At 42.0% G+C, this 16379-nt stretch carries 13 protein-coding genes; 6 read left to right on the top strand and 7 right to left on the bottom strand.

Annotated features, from left to right (window positions below; all coding sequences use genetic code 11):
• The first annotated feature begins 49 nt into the window (after positions 1-49).
• The 6 genes from B4Z47_RS09795 (at position 50) to B4Z47_RS09770 (ending at position 9337) form a co-directional block, all read left to right on the top strand.
• Positions 50-1285 (top strand): MFS transporter, encoded by a 1236-nt coding sequence (locus B4Z47_RS09795; RefSeq protein WP_070564857.1) that lies wholly within the window; start codon positions 50-52, stop codon positions 1283-1285.
• A 28-nt stretch (positions 1286-1313) separates the two neighbouring features.
• Positions 1314-3425 carry a GDSL-type esterase/lipase family protein gene (locus B4Z47_RS09790; protein WP_286710345.1) on the top strand — a complete coding sequence of 704 codons (2112 nt, stop codon included), beginning with the start codon at positions 1314-1316 and terminating at the stop codon, positions 3423-3425.
• 32 nt (positions 3426-3457) lie between these two features.
• Positions 3458-4675 carry an AGE family epimerase/isomerase gene (locus B4Z47_RS09785; RefSeq protein WP_083295890.1) on the top strand — a complete coding sequence of 406 codons (1218 nt, stop codon included), beginning with the start codon at positions 3458-3460 and terminating at the stop codon, positions 4673-4675.
• Positions 4676-4681: 6 nt separating this feature from the next.
• Entirely contained in the window at positions 4682-6670 is a 1989-nt protein-coding gene (locus B4Z47_RS09780) for a family 20 glycosylhydrolase (RefSeq protein WP_070564860.1), read from the top strand.
• A 68-nt stretch (positions 6671-6738) separates the two neighbouring features.
• Entirely contained in the window at positions 6739-7896 is a 1158-nt protein-coding gene (locus tag B4Z47_RS09775) for a sialidase family protein (protein ID WP_070564862.1), read from the top strand.
• 172 nt (positions 7897-8068) lie between these two features.
• Positions 8069-9337, top strand: coding sequence for a family 16 glycosylhydrolase (locus tag B4Z47_RS09770; protein ID WP_070564865.1), 1269 nt, complete (start codon positions 8069-8071; stop codon positions 9335-9337).
• Between the two features lie 185 nt (positions 9338-9522).
• On the opposite strand, the gene B4Z47_RS09765 is transcribed toward B4Z47_RS09770, so the two are convergent.
• The 7 genes from B4Z47_RS09765 to B4Z47_RS09735 form a co-directional block, all read right to left on the bottom strand.
• A complete protein-coding gene (locus B4Z47_RS09765; protein ID WP_070564868.1) occupies positions 9523-10842 on the bottom strand; it encodes a serine hydrolase domain-containing protein in 1320 nt (439 codons plus the stop codon).
• Complete coding sequence (locus B4Z47_RS09760; protein ID WP_139144957.1) at positions 10839-11396, bottom strand: hypothetical protein; 558 nt, start codon at positions 11394-11396, stop codon at positions 10839-10841. The genes B4Z47_RS09765 and B4Z47_RS09760 overlap by 4 nt, the downstream gene beginning before the upstream one ends.
• Positions 11397-11445: 49 nt before the next feature.
• Positions 11446-11790 carry a PadR family transcriptional regulator gene (locus tag B4Z47_RS09755; protein ID WP_070564875.1) on the bottom strand — a complete coding sequence of 115 codons (345 nt, stop codon included), beginning with the start codon at positions 11788-11790 and terminating at the stop codon, positions 11446-11448.
• A gap of 491 nt (positions 11791-12281) precedes the next feature.
• Positions 12282-12560 (bottom strand): hypothetical protein, encoded by a 279-nt coding sequence (locus tag B4Z47_RS09750; RefSeq protein ID WP_070564877.1) that lies wholly within the window; start codon positions 12558-12560, stop codon positions 12282-12284.
• Positions 12561-12566: 6 nt separating this feature from the next.
• Positions 12567-13277, bottom strand: a complete 711-nt coding sequence (locus tag B4Z47_RS09745) for a hypothetical protein (protein WP_070564880.1) — start codon at positions 13275-13277, stop codon at positions 12567-12569.
• A gap of 183 nt (positions 13278-13460) precedes the next feature.
• Positions 13461-15698: a Tex family protein gene (locus B4Z47_RS09740; RefSeq protein WP_070564883.1), complete on the bottom strand. Its 2238-nt coding sequence runs from the start codon at positions 15696-15698 to the stop codon at positions 13461-13463.
• A gap of 85 nt (positions 15699-15783) precedes the next feature.
• On the bottom strand, positions 15784-16305 hold the full coding sequence (locus B4Z47_RS09735) for a Sec-independent protein translocase subunit TatA/TatB (RefSeq protein WP_070564886.1): 522 nt from the start codon (positions 16303-16305) through the stop codon (positions 15784-15786).
• Positions 16306-16379: the final 74 nt, after the last annotated feature.

Raw genomic sequence — 16379 nt, 5'->3', positions numbered from 1 at the left:
TTGAAAAAATAAGATATAAAAAATTCATATAACCCTGATAAAGCTTAAGATGATCTCTTCTTTACGACATAAATCTTTTTACCCGTGGCTCGTTGTAGCACTCCTTTGGGGGGTAGCCCTGTTGAATTATATGGACCGGCAGATGCTATCAACTATGCGTGAAGCCATGCAGGTCGATATTCCACAGTTGCAGCGTGCTGAGACTTTTGGTGTATTGATGGCCGTATTTCTTTACATCTATGGTCTTATGAGTCCGATAGCGGGTATCGTTGCCGATCGTAGCAATAGAAAATGGCTGATCGTAGGTAGTCTTTTTGTTTGGTCAGCGGTAACTTATGGTATGGGGCTGGCGCACGATTACACAACACTATTGGTACTACGGGCTATTATGGGGTTTAGTGAAGCGCTGTATATCCCGACAGCCCTTTCCTTGATCGCCGATTACCATACTGGAAAAAATCGATCGCTGGCCATTGGGCTACATATGACAGGACTCTATACGGGGCAGGCTTTAGGCGGTTTTGGTGCAACATTAGCCGCTTCAAAAGGATGGCATACTGCTTTTCATTGGTTTGGAATTATCGGAATATGTTATGCCCTCCTACTTGCAGTCTTGCTCCTGGAGAAGAAGCACGAACCGTCAACTGATGAGCGTACTTCAGAAGATCAATTACCCCTCTTTAAAAGCTTACTGCTGCTATTTTCCAATGTAGCATTCTGGATTCTATTGTTTTATTTCGCCGCTCCAAGCTTACCGGGTTGGGCCATCAAAAATTGGCTGCCAACATTGTTTGCAGATAGCCTAAATATTCCAATGGCCAGCGCAGGTCCATTGTCGACAATCACAATTGCGATCTCATCCTTTATCGGGGTTATCGTCGGCGGAATACTCAGTGACAGATGGGTGCAAAAACATATCCGCGGTCGCATCTATACCAGTGCCATTGGCCTTGGACTGACTATACCGGCTTTATTGTTTTTAGGGTTAGGTCAGACTCTACCTGCAGTTGTGGGGGCGGCAGTCTGTTTTGGAATTGGTTTTGGTATTTTCGATGCCAACAATATGCCTATTCTTTGTCAGGTTGTTCCCAAAAATTTGCGGGCAACCGCTTATGGCTTTATGAATATGGTAGGTGTATTTGCTGGAGCTGTCATCACACAATGGCTGGGAAGATTTAAGGATGAAGGCCATTTTGGGTTAGGTTTTGCATTATTGGGGGCTGCGGTACTGTTAGCACTTCTCTTGCAAATCCTATTTCTTAAACCGAAAACACTGGAAAAGTAACCGCAGCTATATCCTGAATGAATAGATCATGAATATGAAACCCTTCATCCACATAATGCCTATCAGTATTTCAAAAAAAGGAGGCCTACTTTTTTGTTTGATCCTTTCCATCTTAATTTCCTTGGGACAGCCCCGGACAAAGGTAGCTTGTATTGGTAACTCCGTAACCTTTGGTTATGACCTCGGCAATCCTAGGCTGGATTCTTATCCAGGGCAGCTTCAGTCATTGTTGGGCCAGCGGTTTGAAGTACGGAATTTTGGCCATTCAGGAGCCACTCTTTTACGTAAGGGGCATAGACCTTATTTTAAAACAGAGGAATACAAGAAGGCCTTGGATTTTAAACCCGATGTTGCCATTATACATTTGGGAATCAATGATACCGATCCGAGAAACTGGCCAAATTATAAATACTCCTTTGCATCAGATTACGCGGATTTGATTGATTCCATACGATCCGTTAATCCCAAAATGCAAATTTACATCTGTCGATTGACGCCTATCTTTAGCGGTCATCCGCGTTTTCTCTCAGGAACCCGCGATTGGTACAACCAGATTCAGGAATTGATTCCTCAGATTGCTCAAAATAATCAAGTCGGACTGATTGATCTCAACACCCCGCTTCGGTATCGAATAGATCTTTTCGACGACTACTTGCATCCAAATAAGCAAGGAGCAACAATGATTGCGAGACAGGTGGCTAATGCACTGGTACCTCTTAGCCAAAAACTACAAGTGGCCGAAACCATCGGTTCGGATATGGTGCTCCAGCGTAATTGGGAGAATAGCATCTTTGGTAAGGGCACTGCTGCCGCTGAGATCAACATCGTTTTCAATAAGAAAAGCTATAAGACTAGGGGCAATCCTGATGGTTCCTGGGAAATCAAGTTGCCCAAAATGGAAGCTGGGGGACCTTATGAAATCGCAGTGAGTTCTGGCAGACAGAAAGTAGTGTTGAAAAATATTCTTTTTGGCGATGTATATCTCGCTTCGGGACAATCGAATATGGCTTTTCAACTTCGCCGTGCCACAAACAGTGATTCGTTGATCAGAAATGCCGGCAGAATACAGCATCTGCGGCTTTTTAAATGTCAAAATCTTGTGGAGACCAATGCCGTTGCATGGGATACCGCGAGCTTAAAAAAAGTAAACGATTTGGCCTATTTCAACGGCAGCTGGAGGCAAGCGAATGAAGATGAAGCAGCACAGTTCTCTGCAGTTGCTTATGCTTTTGCTGAACAAATAGCCAGAGAACAACATATTCCGATTGGCATTATTGATCTGTCTGTCGGTGGATCCAATACCGAATCGTGGATTGACCGTAAATCATTGGAAAACGATGATTTGCTGGCTTCTTATATTCATAACTGGCAAAAATCTGATTTTGTGCAGGAGTTCTGTCGGGAACGTGCGGGTCAGAATCTCGCTGGTTCGAACGTGAAAAATCAACGTCATCCGTATCAACCAGCTTACAATTTTGAAGCTGGCGTCAGCAAATGGTTAAACACCGGGTTGAAAGGAATACTGTGGTATCAAGGTGAAAGCAATGCGCATAATATAGAACTTTACGAACGTCTTTTTAAAACATTGGTTTCTTCCTGGCGGAAGAATTTTCACCAAGAACTGCCCTTTTTCTTCGCGCAGCTCTCCAGTATAGACAGGCCTTCATGGGGAGATTTTAGAAACGCACAACGCTTATTGGAGAAGGGCATTAAAGGTACATACATGGCCGTAACGCTCGATGTAGGAGATTCTTTGGATGTACATCCCCGTGAAAAGATTACAGTAGGCCAGCGCTTGGCAAATTTAGTGCAGGAACACTTGTATAACGTTGAACTGAATGCCGATCATCCTGATCCGGTCAGTTGTACACTTCATGAGGATAAGCTGGTATTGATATTTGATCATTGTAAAAAATTAAAAACTCAGGAAAATACAGCGGTAAGAGGATTTCAGCTGATGGACAATAAAGGAAGGATTTTCAATGTAAGCACAAATATCGTATCGGATAATACCATCGAGATCGTTAAACCGAATTTCCAAATCACCAAAATCCTGTATGGATTCGAACCATTCAGTAGAGCAAATCTTCAAAATGAAATTGGAACACCGGTATCCACTTTCGCTTTGAAGATTCAATAAATAGAAATGAATTGATGTAAGTAGTAAAACACATGAAACAGATAAGTATAAAAGATACCGCAAAAATAATAGACAGGGATTACTTGAAGGATTTGGAAGTATTCTATCGTGATCAGCTTTTAAAAGACACTGTACCATTTTGGTTTCCACGGTCCATTGACCATGAATATGGCGGATATTTGTTCATGCGCGATCAGGATGGGACTTTGATAGATACCGATAAAGCCGTATGGATACAGGGAAGGGCATGCTGGTTGCTGGCCACACTTTACAATACGGTTGAACAGAAAGAGGAATGGCTGGAAGGAGCCCGAATCGGCTATGAATTTTTGAAAGAGCATTGTTTTGACGCTAATGGAAAAATGTATTTTCATGTTGACCGCCTAGGCGATCCTATTCGTATGCGTCGCTATTTCTTTTCGGAGACTTTCGCGGCAATCGCCTTTGCAGCCTATGCAAAAGCGACTGGAGACGAGGAGATAGCAGATGAAGCACGACATCTGTTGGGAATTTGCCTCGCGTATGCAAATGGAGAAAAATTGATCGAACCAAAGTATGAAGCCACAAGGCCAATGAAGGGAATAGGTGTGCCGATGATTATGATCAATACGGCACAGCAGATTCGTGAGACCATTGGGGATCCGCGTTGTGATCGTGTCATCAGTGATTGTATCGCACAGATTGAACGTGATTTTGTTAAGGACGATATTCGCTGCGTGATGGAACAAGTAGGACCTGAAGGTGAAATTGTCGATCATATTGACGGTCGTACACTCAATCCCGGACATGCTATCGAAGGAGCTTGGTTTATCCTACATGAAGCTAGATCCCGGGGAAACGATCCGCATTTGATTGATCTAGGCTGTCGTATGTTGGATTATATGTGGGAACGGGGCTGGGATAAAGAATATGGTGGTATACTCTATTTTCAAGATGTCTATGGAAAGCCAGTACAAGAATATTGGCAAGATATGAAATTTTGGTGGCCGCAGAATGAAACGATTATCGCAACATTACTCGCTTACCTGATGACTGGGAATGAGAAATATAAAAATTGGCATCAGCAGATCAATCAGTATGCCTATGATCATTTTCACGATAAAATCAATGGTGAGTGGTATGGTTACCTCCATCGTGATGGGAAGATTGCCCAAACCGCAAAAGGGAATTTGTTTAAAGGTCCTTTCCATCTCCCTCGCCAAGAATGGTATTGTATGCAAACTTTAAAGGAATTTAATTCTCTTAAGTAGAAGATTATGGAGCACCAAAAGTCCATTACATGTACATTGCTATCCGGTCTGCTGGTTATTCTTATTTTAATCAGTCCTTTATGCTGTCTACCGGATTCAATCAAACCTCCTTTGCTTCCTATGCCCCATGCTGTGAGCTGGAAAACAGGGCGTTATTGTTTACCGGATCTTGTCCATGTGCATATCAAAGGGGAGGTTGAAAATGCTGATAGGCAGATGTTAAGCCTCTTGTTGAAAGATTGGAATGTAACTCAGGTTATTTTCGACAACTTCAAGAATAAAAATATCACCATTGTTTGTGATCACCAATTGGTTTTACCTTCGGCATCATTGGAGGCTTATCGGATCGACGTAGATGAACAGGGAATACAGATCGAAGCCAGAACGAGTGCCGGTGTTTTTTATGCCTTACAAACTCTGGGTCAACTCAGAGGCAGTGATGGCAAGTTGCCCTATTGCTCCATTACCGATTATCCTTCCTTTCGCTGGCGCGGTTACTTGGTAGACGTCGGACGAAATTTTCAGTCAATGGATGTGCTAAAAGAGCAGATCGATATCATGGCGCGCTATAAACTGAATATTTTTCACTTTCATTTCACTGAGGATATTGCTTGGCGACTGATCAGCAAAAAATATCCCGGTTTGACCGACTCGACGAATATGGAGCGTTGGAAGGGAAAGTATTATACCGTTGAGGAAATGCAAGAACTAATTCGGTATTGTTGTGATCGGCATATCCAACTTGTACCCGAAATTGATATGCCGGGACATTCAGCAGCATTTCGCCGTTATTTTAAAACTGATATGCAGAGTGATAGCGGCATAGCTATCCTCAAGGAACTGGTTAAGGAATTTGCAAACACTTATCCAGGACTACCTTATCTGCATATTGGGGGGGATGAGGTGAAAATTCATAATCAAGAATTTTTACCGATGATGACAACATGGACGGAGGATTTGGGTCTAAAAACTATTGGTTGGGAACCCGGCGGCAATTTGCAGCCAAACACAATCCGGCAGCTTTGGATGGGTGGCCCAAAAGCTATTACCAATGATTCGCCTTTTGAAGTCATTGATTCAAAGCACTTGTACATCAATCACATGGATCCTTTAGAAACGGTGACGACCTTGTTCTATAGGCAGTTGGGCGGACAGTCTGCAGAAAATGAAAAGTTAATGGGTGCTACGCTATGTTCATGGCCCGATCGCGCGGTGAAGAATGAAAACGATCTATTTCGTCAAAATGGAGTTTACCCCGCTTTATTGACATTTGCGGAGCGCAGCTGGCGAGGGGGAGGGGATTTTGCATGGCGTAGTAATATCAAAACGGATGTGAAAGGATTGGCTGATTTTGTCGAATTTGAAAAGCGTTTACTTACACATAAACAACTGTATTTTAATGGTCTTATCTTTCCCTACCACCAACAAAGTAGGCAAAAATGGATATTATACGGGCCTGTGGAAAATAAAGGCGATCTGGGTATGGCCTTAAAAAATGAAGCTACAGGAGATTTTAACGCTTTGAAAAAGATCGGCGAGTTTTACGGAGGTACCATTGTATTGCGCCATTGGTGGGCTGATGTTGTTAAAGGGGCGATTGACAGTCCACTTGAAAATAGTACCGTGTATGCCCTGAGCAAAGTGTGGAGTGAAAAAGGGGGCAACCAAGGTTTTTGGATCGGTTTTAATGATCTCTCGCGTTCGTATGCCAGTGATTCACCACATTTGGGGACCTGGGACGATCGAATGAGCACACTTTGGGTCAATGGACATAAAGTGCTTCCGCCAGATTGGCAACAGGCGGGTAAAAGGGGAGACCTTGAAATCCCCTTAATTGATGAGGGATACAGTTACCGAAGTCCTACGATGATTCAATTGCGCAAGGGCTGGAATACCATTGTAGTCAAACTGCCCGTGGGGAAATTACAAGGGAAAGACTGGCAAAATCCACTGAAATGGATGTTTACCTGTCTCCCGATTGAAAGGGAGCAGTAAATCGTATATCTAAATGCATGAATGCAGATGAAATTTTTAAAGAAAAGTAACAATAAACTTATATCGATATGAAGAAATTAGGGACAATGGTGGTATTTGCAATGTTAGCCAGTATCTGCCACGCACAGGAAGTGAATGTGTTTGTTTCAGGCGAAGAGGGCTATAAAAGCTATCGTATACCTGCCATTGTAAAGGATAAAAATGGACAGTTAATTGCTTTTGCCGAAGGTCGGGTGGATCATGCTGGCGATTTTGGTAATGTGGATATTGTTTATAAAACCAGTAAGGATAATGGAAAGACCTGGGGGCCATTGCAAGTCGCTGTGGACAACGATAATTTACAGGTGGGAAATCCAGCACCTGTAGTTGATCTATTGGATCCAGCATATCCTCAAGGACGTCTCTTACTTTTTTACAATACGGGGAATAATCATGAGGGAGAAGTGCGCAAAGGGAGTGGCCTGCGGGAATGTTGGTCAATTAGTTCATCCGATGGCGGTAAAACATGGTCCAAGCCACAGAATATTACGCTCGAGACACATCGCCCCAATCAACCGTCAGTAAATGCGCAATATACCTTTAAGGACGATTGGCGAACCTATGCGAATACACCCGGGCATGCTTTACAATTTGATTCTGGTAAGTATAAAGGACGCATTTATATTCCTGCTAACCATTCTGAAGGAAATCCAAAAGAAAATGGCAAGGACTATTTTGCGCATTCGTATTACTCGGACGATCATGGAAAGACCTTCAAGATAGGGGCGAGCGTGAAATTTGAAGGATCAAATGAAACCATGGCCGCGCAAATATCGCATACAGGACTGTATATGAATTCCCGTAATCAACAAGGTAACGTAAAATCGAGGATTGTGTCCTATTCCAGTGATGGTGGTGTCAGTTGGGATACAACCTATTATGATAAAAATCTGGCCGATCCAGTCAACCAGGGCTCGGTACTTTCCTGGCAAAAGAAAGGAAAATATGTATTGGCTGTTTGTAATGCTGCATCAACCCATAGAAGGGACAATCTAACCGTTCGTTTAAGTAAAGATCAGGGCAAAACATGGTATTTCAATCAGGTCGTTGCCAAAGCTCCCGAAGGTGTGAAAGGGGATTATGCTGCTTATTCCGATTTAGTACTTTTAAATAAAAATAAACTCGGTGTTCTATTTGAAAAAGAGAATTACAGCAAAATTGTCTTTCTGCCAGTAAATTTTAAATAACCAGGCACATCGTGTTATCGAAATAATACACATTTTCTTTCATTTCTTCCTTTTGGTTAAAACAGGAAGGAAGAAATGAAAGAAAAAAATGAATCTTCGTTTCTAATGCAGCTTGCTCCACAGGCTGTCAAATAACGCTATAACTTAATTAAAACCAATAATCCAAAACTAAATGAGAAAAACCAAATTTTGGCTGGTGTTGAGCCTAATCGCAACTAGCCTGTCTATTTTTGCCTGCAAAAAAGACTCGACAACAACAAAAACTTCGATTCCGGAAGTCAGTAAGGCGAAGGCCTCGACTAAGCTATTCAATGCTACTGCCGTAGCGACAACAGATTACGAACTGATCTGGTCGGATGAGTTTAATAGTAACGGGGGATTTGATTCCACAAAATGGTCTTATGCAGACAGGGGCACTGTCGCATGGAATAAGTATATGACCTCCCTGCCGGCTTATGCATCCCAAGACGGGAGCAATCTTGTATTGCGTATGGATAATGCGGTTGTAGCCGGAGATCCTGTTGCCTATCATGCGGGTGGAGTTAAGTCGATGGGAAAATTTAGTATGACTTATGGTAAAGTTGAAGTGAGGGCTAAGTTTACACAAGGAAGAGGCTCCTGGCCTGCGATTTGGATGATGCCCGAACCGGCTACGGCGTATGGAGGCTGGCCAGCCTGTGGTGAAATTGATATTATGGAGCATGTCAACAACGAAAGTGTGATGTATCATACGATCCATAATAGCTCGGTTACTAATGCAAATGGTGGAAGCACCGCTTCAAAAGCGGCCACTTATAATACGACAGATTACAACTTATATACGATGATCTGGAGTCCAAACGACATTCGATTTTACGTCAACAATGTATTGCAATATACCTACGCAAGGGTTTCTGGTGGCGGAACGCAACAATGGCCATTTGACGTACCTTTTTATCTGATTTTAAATCAGGCCGGTGGAGCTGGATGGCCAGGAGCGATCACAAATGCTGACCTGCCCTTTAGTATGCAGGTTGATTATGTACGTGTGTATAAGCTACCTTTATTTAGCAATGGCGATTTCGAAAGTGGTACCATCTATCCATGGACAACATGGGGTGGCGGATCATCGGTCGTTTCCACCGACGCCCGGACAGGAAGCAGATGCATCCGCGAAACGGGCGGGGAGACATCCATTGAACAATACCTGACCGGTTTAACGCCAAATACGACCTATCGGTTCGGTGGCTACGCCAAAGTGTCTACAGCTGGCCAGTCTGTTAGTATCGGCGTCAAAAACTTTGGTGGAACTGCAGTCAATGCGACTATTGGTACGACCAGCTATTCCAATGCTTCGGTTACTTTTACAACTGGCGCCAATAATACTACGGCTACGGTCTATTTCTATAAACCCTTGAGCGGTACTGTGTATGGTGATGATTTCTATTTAGAAAAACTGTAAGACACGTTAGTTGAAAGAGCAGTGGTTTTAGTTCAGCCACAGCTCTTTTAGCGATATTGCGTGATGACGAGGGCATCGGTCCGCATGGAGGATGTCGATATAACTTCATAACTACCTAATGAAAAATTTCAGATAGTGCCGAATAAGGGCCATGAATCGTTGCGGTAGTTAACGGCAGTATCTCCTTATTTCCTTAAAACGAGTGTATGTCCATTTTGATAGAGTGTCATTTTGTTTTCGTTACGTTCAAAGACGATCTTTACACCAAATTGCGGTTGGACCAGCGTGTTTCTATCCTTCGCTTTTAGCTGAAATGAAGATTGACCAACGACCTGTCCAAATACCTTGTTGCCCTCTCTCGTAATATTTATCTGAATAGGAGGTTGCTCGCTTTTATATTCGCCAATGAGACTTGAAATTTCTTCCTCCGTCAATTGTAATTCCGCAAGATCAGGAAGTGGAAAGGGCCTTTTATAAAGTTCGCCCAGACTGAACTTTAAAATTTCATTATTAGTATAATTGTTGGCATTACTAATGATAGCGACATTATAATTGCCATCATCAAAATGGCCAGCGACAGAAGAGTAACCGTCTATACCGCCTGTGTGGCCAAAGCCTACATGTTCATAGAAGGGCAATTGGAATAAGCCGATCCCATAGCCCTGATCTATTTTTTTCATCTCTTCCAGGCTTGCAGCATTGATGATTTTATGGCTAAATAATGCATTGAAAAATCTGGCCAGGTCTGCCGGAGTTGACCACACTGCGCCAGCACCAAGCGGAACTGAGTTGTCCGTGTGTGGTTCAAGGGTCCATTCTTGTGTATACCGATAAGATTCGCTCAGATCACTGCCGTTATTTTGTGGACGGCCAAATGTGGTTTGTTCCAACTTTAGTGGCTGGCAGATATACTCTTTCAATAAAGAAGCATAGTCTTTTTTCCATACTTTTTCCAGAATATAAGTAAGTAGAATGTAGTTTGAATTACTATATACATGCTTGCTGCCGGGGTCAAATTCAACTCTGCCTTTGATGATGCGTGCGACAAGTTCCTGTTCTGTTTGCGGTTTAGTGTTCCATGTCAAATAATCTTTGTCGTCCGTGATGCTGTGAACTCCGCTGCTGTGATTTAACAATTGACGAACAGTAATCTTTTCGGCGTTGGGAATACCCTTAACGTATACGGACAATGTTTGGTTTAATTGGAGTTTTCCAAGTTCAGCTGTTTTTAGAACAAGTGTTGCGGTGAATGTTTTGGAGATCGAGCCTATGCCATAACGGGTATCTATGGTCGCTTTCTTTTTCTGCGCCAGATCGGCATATCCAATTGTCTTTTGATAAAGCAATTGATCACCTTTGCTGATCGCAATACTGCCCATCCAGACGTTATTTTTGTCCATGACGGACATGAGACTATCCATACGAACAGGAGTGAATTCCTGGGCTTTGAGGACGGGGTTTGATAGGGTTCCTACGAGGAACAATAATACGGTGGTTCTTTTCATAATTTATGGGGAATAGATTTTTTGAGTTTCAAAATTAACGTGGAGGAATAGTAAAGTCCACTGATGATAAATAGAAAGGCCGGAATGAAATAATTGCCCAATTGTTCGTAACGTAGGGCTTCTTCGTGCTGTAAAATAAGTTTGCCGAATATGAAAAACTTGTTGGGCGCATAGAAGAATCCGACTCCCTGAGGATCAATAAACTTGGCCACGATGAGAAATACGGCGATGAGCATCAGGGTATAGATGATATAATAAATTATGTTTATGATCCCTTGTGTGAGCATGATAGGTACTCGTAATAAGGATAGGGATTTACGAGGAGATTCTATTGACGGGGCAATGGACGTTGACAAAATCATTTCCTTGATAAAAGTCTCTGGTAACCCGAGTTTATCTAAGATTTCTTGGAGCTGACTAGGCATGGCGTCATGGATTAATTGTGGGGGAAGCTGCTGTTGCAATGCCTCAAATATGTGGCTATTGATTTCACATAAGATATCCTGTCTTTGCTCCAAGGCTAATTTTTTTACAAGAGCAGTCGCTGTTGACATGTAGTCTTGATATAGCTGAGCTGAGGATCTATTTGTAAAGGGTATCTGGTTATAATGCATGCGTCAAAGTGGTTAAATGTTGGTTTAAGCTTGTCCAGTACGTTCTCATCTCTAAGAAAGTACTTTGGCCTTCCTTTGTTATTTTATAATATTTTCTTGGAATCCCAGTTTCCTGAGGCACCCAGTTCGATTCGACCAGGCCTTCGTTTTTTAAACGGATCAATAAGGGGTATAATGTTCCTTCAGCAATATCAATGGCCGTTTTCTTCTTGACCTCCTGGATAAGATCGTAGCCATAGTATTCCTGATCATAGGCAAGAATACCTAATACAACAAAAGAAAGACTTCCTTTTTTTAGCTGTGAAATCCATTTGTCAATAAATTCTTTGTTCATGGAAGTAAATATATAACAAAATACATAGTAATACAATGTATTGTTTTAAATTTTTAATATACCTTTTAATGAAGGAAAGTGTCCTAATTAAAAAAAGAATGGGGAAGTGGATTTGATGTTACTTCGATTGAGTTTTTGCTAAAAAAAAACACTTGAAGTGGGGAACTTCAAGTGTTTAACCTAACCAATTATTAACCTAAATTTATGAAAAGTATACTTTCTCAAGTATAGTAGACTATATTCAATATCTGTGCCATTCTACTCGTTAGTTTTATACTATTTTTCTTTGTGTTATTTTTGTTACGTAATATCACTTGATTTAGTTGATGTTATATCTTATTTGGTAATATTTTTATGTTTTTAAAGATGTTAAGTAGTTTGAAAAAGGATTGAGTTAATTTTTGGTAAAATTTCGCCTATTTTATTGGGCAAACTTTCCGCATGTGTATATAAAAGAGAACAGCCCCTGTCCGAAAATAGGGTAATTGTTATTACACAACGTAACACTTGAAGAGTTCTTTCCACTCATCATCAAGATTGCCTCTGTATACATTTTGTTTGGCGCGGCGATACCAATATTCTGCATTCCATTGATCACCTTCTTTGCGGTGTAAATAAGCATGAACATGTGCTGCGTCAGTTCCCCCCAATTGATCGATGAGGTCGTGCGCGGTTTTCCAATTTCCTTTCAGATCATACCAAAGTGACTTTTGTACCGCTGTCCAATGCTGAAGTGGACTTTCAAGTGATTGAAATTCTTCTATTGTCATATTTTTTTATTCTGTTATTTCTTTGCTCCAAATTTCATAAATATCGTCTCCTTTCGAGCTTTTTCCTCTATGCTGCCATCTGCCATCTACAATTTCACCGTCAAAGGCCAGTTCTTGCCCAACTCGATTATTGTCTCTCGAAAAGAATTGTATTTTTTCAGTATACCGATTGTTATCGTATTGATAATTGCCCCCGCCAGTACCATAGAAACCTTTTTGTGCAGGATTAATCGCTATCCATTGAAAATAGCCATCAACCAATATTTTGATTGTTTTGCGGTCTGCTTTCGGAATATCCTGCATTTTTTCTCCTTGTTGGCGACCAGTGATGCGCCAAAGTGCGTCCAGGTCCTGCGGGACTTTTTTCTGTTTAATATAGAGATGATAGCTATTGGCTATTTTTAGGCGAAGGGAGTCTGCTTCACTCCGATACGGCAATTGAGTTGTTTTGCCGATGGCAGATGAATCCTGTGAATTATACTCGATGGCGATATTGATCAGATTAGGCTGTTTATCAAGTGGCCCACCCCAGGTATGTTGAAAACGTTTTCTGACATCATCGTAACTTATAAACGAGATATAATGATCTTTAACGAGCATTAAGTGTTTATTGATGCCATCCTGGTATAGATAGGCTCCGTCGTGAAGTTGCTGTGCCTGGATTTTAGAAAAATAAATTCCAAAAAATAGGAAGAATAGTAAGGTACAATTTTTCATAACGGGTCTAAACTTGTTTCCTCTAAAGATACAAAATAAAACAGCGATACGAATGACGGACATTGGATTTAATCGAATCAAAAAAAGCTGACCAGTCGCCGCAGCGCCGCCAAAAAATGTTAAGCACTTTTATGAGGGGCAGTCCGGCGAACGGTCAGCTTTTCGATAGGATGTTACAACTATCTATTTGAACTTACTCGCCAATGCAGCGAGCTTGCTGGCCATATCCGTTTGTGGCTCGGCCTGCTTTTTAGGTTCATTTTTTTTGTTTTTGGGTAGCGCAGGCTTTTCATCTGTTTTCATTGACAATGCGATACGACTACGCTTTTCGTCTACTTCTGTTACTGTTACCATGACGTGTTGCTGTACTTTGACGACTTCATGGGGGTCCGATATATAGCGATTCGATAATTGGCTTAGATGTACCAAGCCATCTTGATGTACGCCAATATCAACAAAGGCTCCGAAATTTGTAATATTCGTCACGATTCCTGGCAGCTTCATGCCCACTTTTAAATCCCCAATGGTATTGACGCCATCTGTGAATGAGAATGCTTCGAACTTTTCCCTTGGATCTAATCCGGGTTTCGCTAATTCATTGAGAATATCATTCAATGTCGGTAATCCAACTTCCTCTGAGATATAGTTTTTCAAAGGGATCGATTTTCGCAAGTCAGCGTCAGTCAATAGATCTTCTACTTTTTTGCCAAGGTCTTTGGCCATTTGTTCGACCAATGCATAACGCTCGGGGTGTACCGCCGACGAATCCAGTGGGTTTGCGGCATGGCGGATGCGTAGAAAGCCTGCAGCTTGTTCAAAGACTTTATCGCCAAGGCGAGGAACTTTTTTCAGTTCGCGCCTGGAGGCAAAAGGACCGTTCTCATTCCGGTATTTGATGATCTGTTGTGCCAGGGATGGACCAAGACCGGAAACGTAGGATAAAATTTGTTTGGAGGCCGTATTCAATTCGACACCGACAGCATTTACGCAACTGATGACCGTATCATCCAATGAAGTCTGGAGTTTATTTTGATCTACATCATGCTGATATTGTCCGACACCGATCGATTTTGGATCAATCTTAACCAGTTCAGCCAATGGGTCCATCAACCGTCTACCAATAGATACTGCGCCGCGTACCGTAACATCTTGATCTGGAAATTCTTCACGGGCAGTTTCGGAAGCCGAATAAATAGAGGCTCCACTTTCATTGACCATTACGATGGTAACGTTATTTAATCCGAGTCTCCGTACAAATTCTTCCGTTTCACGACCTGCGGTCCCATTGCCGATTGCGATGGCTTGGATATCATATTTTGATACTAGATACTGAATTGTTTTTTTTGCTTCTGCAAGTCCATTGACTCCTGTATGCGGAAAGATGGCCGTATTTTCTTTAAGCTGTCCCTGTTCGTCCAGAACAACCGTTTTACAGCCTGTACGAAATCCTGGGTCGATCGCGAGCAGCCTTTTCTGCCCTAGTGGAGCGGCTAGAAGTAGTTGACGCACATTGTCGGCAAAAACTTTGATGGCTTCCTCATCGGCTTTTTGACGTGTCAATACACGAATTTCCGTCTCCATAGAAGGTTTTAACAGCCGCTTGTAGCTATCGACCAAGGCGAGTTTTACCTGAGCTGCGGCATCGTTGGAACCCTTAATATAGATGGATTCGATACCTGGTAGAATTTCTTCTTCATTGATATCGATATCTAAATAGAGTAATTCCTCTTTTTCTCCGCGGCGCATGGCCAGCACACGATGTGAAGGTGCATTTTTCAACGGTTCAGACCATTCGTAATAATCTTTATACTTTAGTGCAGCTTCTTCCTTTCCAGGAACTACCCGTGAAACAAATGTGCTTTTTTCGAGGAATATCGCTCTCGCTTTGGCTCTCACTGTCGCATCTTCCGCAATGATCTCTGCGATGATATCGCGGGCACCTGCTAGTGCCTCCTCTGTATTCTTAACGCCTTTTTCTTCATTTATTAAACTGTCGGCAAGGGGGAGGAAATCTCCTATTTCTTGTGCTAAAATGAGATCCGCTAAAGGTTGCAGACCTTTTTCACGTGCCACACCGGCGCGAGTTTTACGCTTGGGTTTGTAAGGCAAATAGATATCTTCGAGACTGGCCATGGTTTCGGCACCCAAAAGCTGCTGCTCAAGCTCCGGTGTCAATTTTCCCTGATCGTTGATCGATTTAAGAACAGCTTCTTTACGTTTATCTAAATCACGCAGCTGCTGGAAACGATCTCTGATCGTGGTGATTTGAACTTCGTCCAAACTACCCGTCATTTCCTTACGGTAGCGTGAGATAAACGGAACAGTAGCACCTTCGTCTAATAGTGCTATAGTCGTGCGAACTTGTTTTTCGCTAATAGAAAGCTCATTAGCAATGGTAATTTCGTGTGTTGATAAGCTCATTGTCGGTTTAATCTTAAAAAGTAGAGCTGTTGAATGGTGATTCAACAGCTCTAAGTATATCTAATTATAAACTAAAGTAGTAAAATTAAGCAGGTTTACTGGTATTGTCCTGCTCAGGAACTTTTTTATCTTCTACCTCGTTGTTTTTCGTTTCAGCAAAATGATCGTTATACCCGTACGTGATGTGAGATGGCTCTTCGCCGTAATCGGGTTGTTTATGTGGGTTATGTTCGACGACACCGGCAGGTGTTGTGAATTCATATTTTTTCTTTGGTTGATCTGTTTCTGAACCTTCGACGGCTTCCTGGGGCTTAGCCCCTTCTTCGTGTGCTGCTTGAGCCTGCTCTTCAGCCAAACGAACATCATTAGGAACAACTTCTTCTTTTACTTCTGTTTTAACGTCTATGTCTTTCTCGAAATTATTGATCTGATCTGAAATTTCACGTTTGATACCTTCTGATGCATCTTTGAACTCACGTATTCCTCTTCCTAAACCTCTCGCCAATTCAGGAAGTTTTTTGCCTCCAAAAAGTAACAAGATTGCAAACACAATTAAGATCATCTCTTGTGTTCCGATGTTTAGAAATGCTATTACTGGATTGTACATACTCTTTTTCCTCTTCTTTTGATTACTAACTAGATGCTAAGGTACATTTATATTTCTATAGTTCTTAGACCCAA

Source organism: Sphingobacterium sp. UBA2610 (assembly GCF_002339225.1).
Classification (GTDB): Bacteria; Bacteroidota; Bacteroidia; order Sphingobacteriales; family Sphingobacteriaceae; genus Sphingobacterium; species Sphingobacterium multivorum.
This window is presented reverse-complemented; position numbering and strand designations above follow the sequence as displayed.

Coding starts and splice junctions, on each gene's coding strand:
- B4Z47_RS09795 (WP_070564857.1), top strand. CDS start 50: ATGATCTCTTCTTTACGACATAAATCTTTTTACCCGTGGCTCGTTGTA.
- B4Z47_RS09790 (WP_286710345.1), top strand. CDS start 1,314: ATGAATATGAAACCCTTCATCCACATAATGCCTATCAGTATTTCAAAA.
- B4Z47_RS09785 (WP_083295890.1), top strand. CDS start 3,458: ATGAAACAGATAAGTATAAAAGATACCGCAAAAATAATAGACAGGGAT.
- B4Z47_RS09780 (WP_070564860.1), top strand. CDS start 4,682: ATGGAGCACCAAAAGTCCATTACATGTACATTGCTATCCGGTCTGCTG.
- B4Z47_RS09775 (WP_070564862.1), top strand. CDS start 6,739: ATGAAGAAATTAGGGACAATGGTGGTATTTGCAATGTTAGCCAGTATC.
- B4Z47_RS09770 (WP_070564865.1), top strand. CDS start 8,069: ATGAGAAAAACCAAATTTTGGCTGGTGTTGAGCCTAATCGCAACTAGC.
- B4Z47_RS09765 (WP_070564868.1), bottom strand. CDS start 10,842: ATGAAAAGAACCACCGTATTATTGTTCCTCGTAGGAACCCTATCAAAC.
- B4Z47_RS09760 (WP_139144957.1), bottom strand. CDS start 11,396: ATGTCAACAGCGACTGCTCTTGTAAAAAAATTAGCCTTGGAGCAAAGA.
- B4Z47_RS09755 (WP_070564875.1), bottom strand. CDS start 11,790: ATGAACAAAGAATTTATTGACAAATGGATTTCACAGCTAAAAAAAGGA.
- B4Z47_RS09750 (WP_070564877.1), bottom strand. CDS start 12,560: ATGACAATAGAAGAATTTCAATCACTTGAAAGTCCACTTCAGCATTGG.
- B4Z47_RS09745 (WP_070564880.1), bottom strand. CDS start 13,277: ATGAAAAATTGTACCTTACTATTCTTCCTATTTTTTGGAATTTATTTT.
- B4Z47_RS09740 (WP_070564883.1), bottom strand. CDS start 15,698: ATGAGCTTATCAACACACGAAATTACCATTGCTAATGAGCTTTCTATT.
- B4Z47_RS09735 (WP_070564886.1), bottom strand. CDS start 16,305: ATGTACAATCCAGTAATAGCATTTCTAAACATCGGAACACAAGAGATG.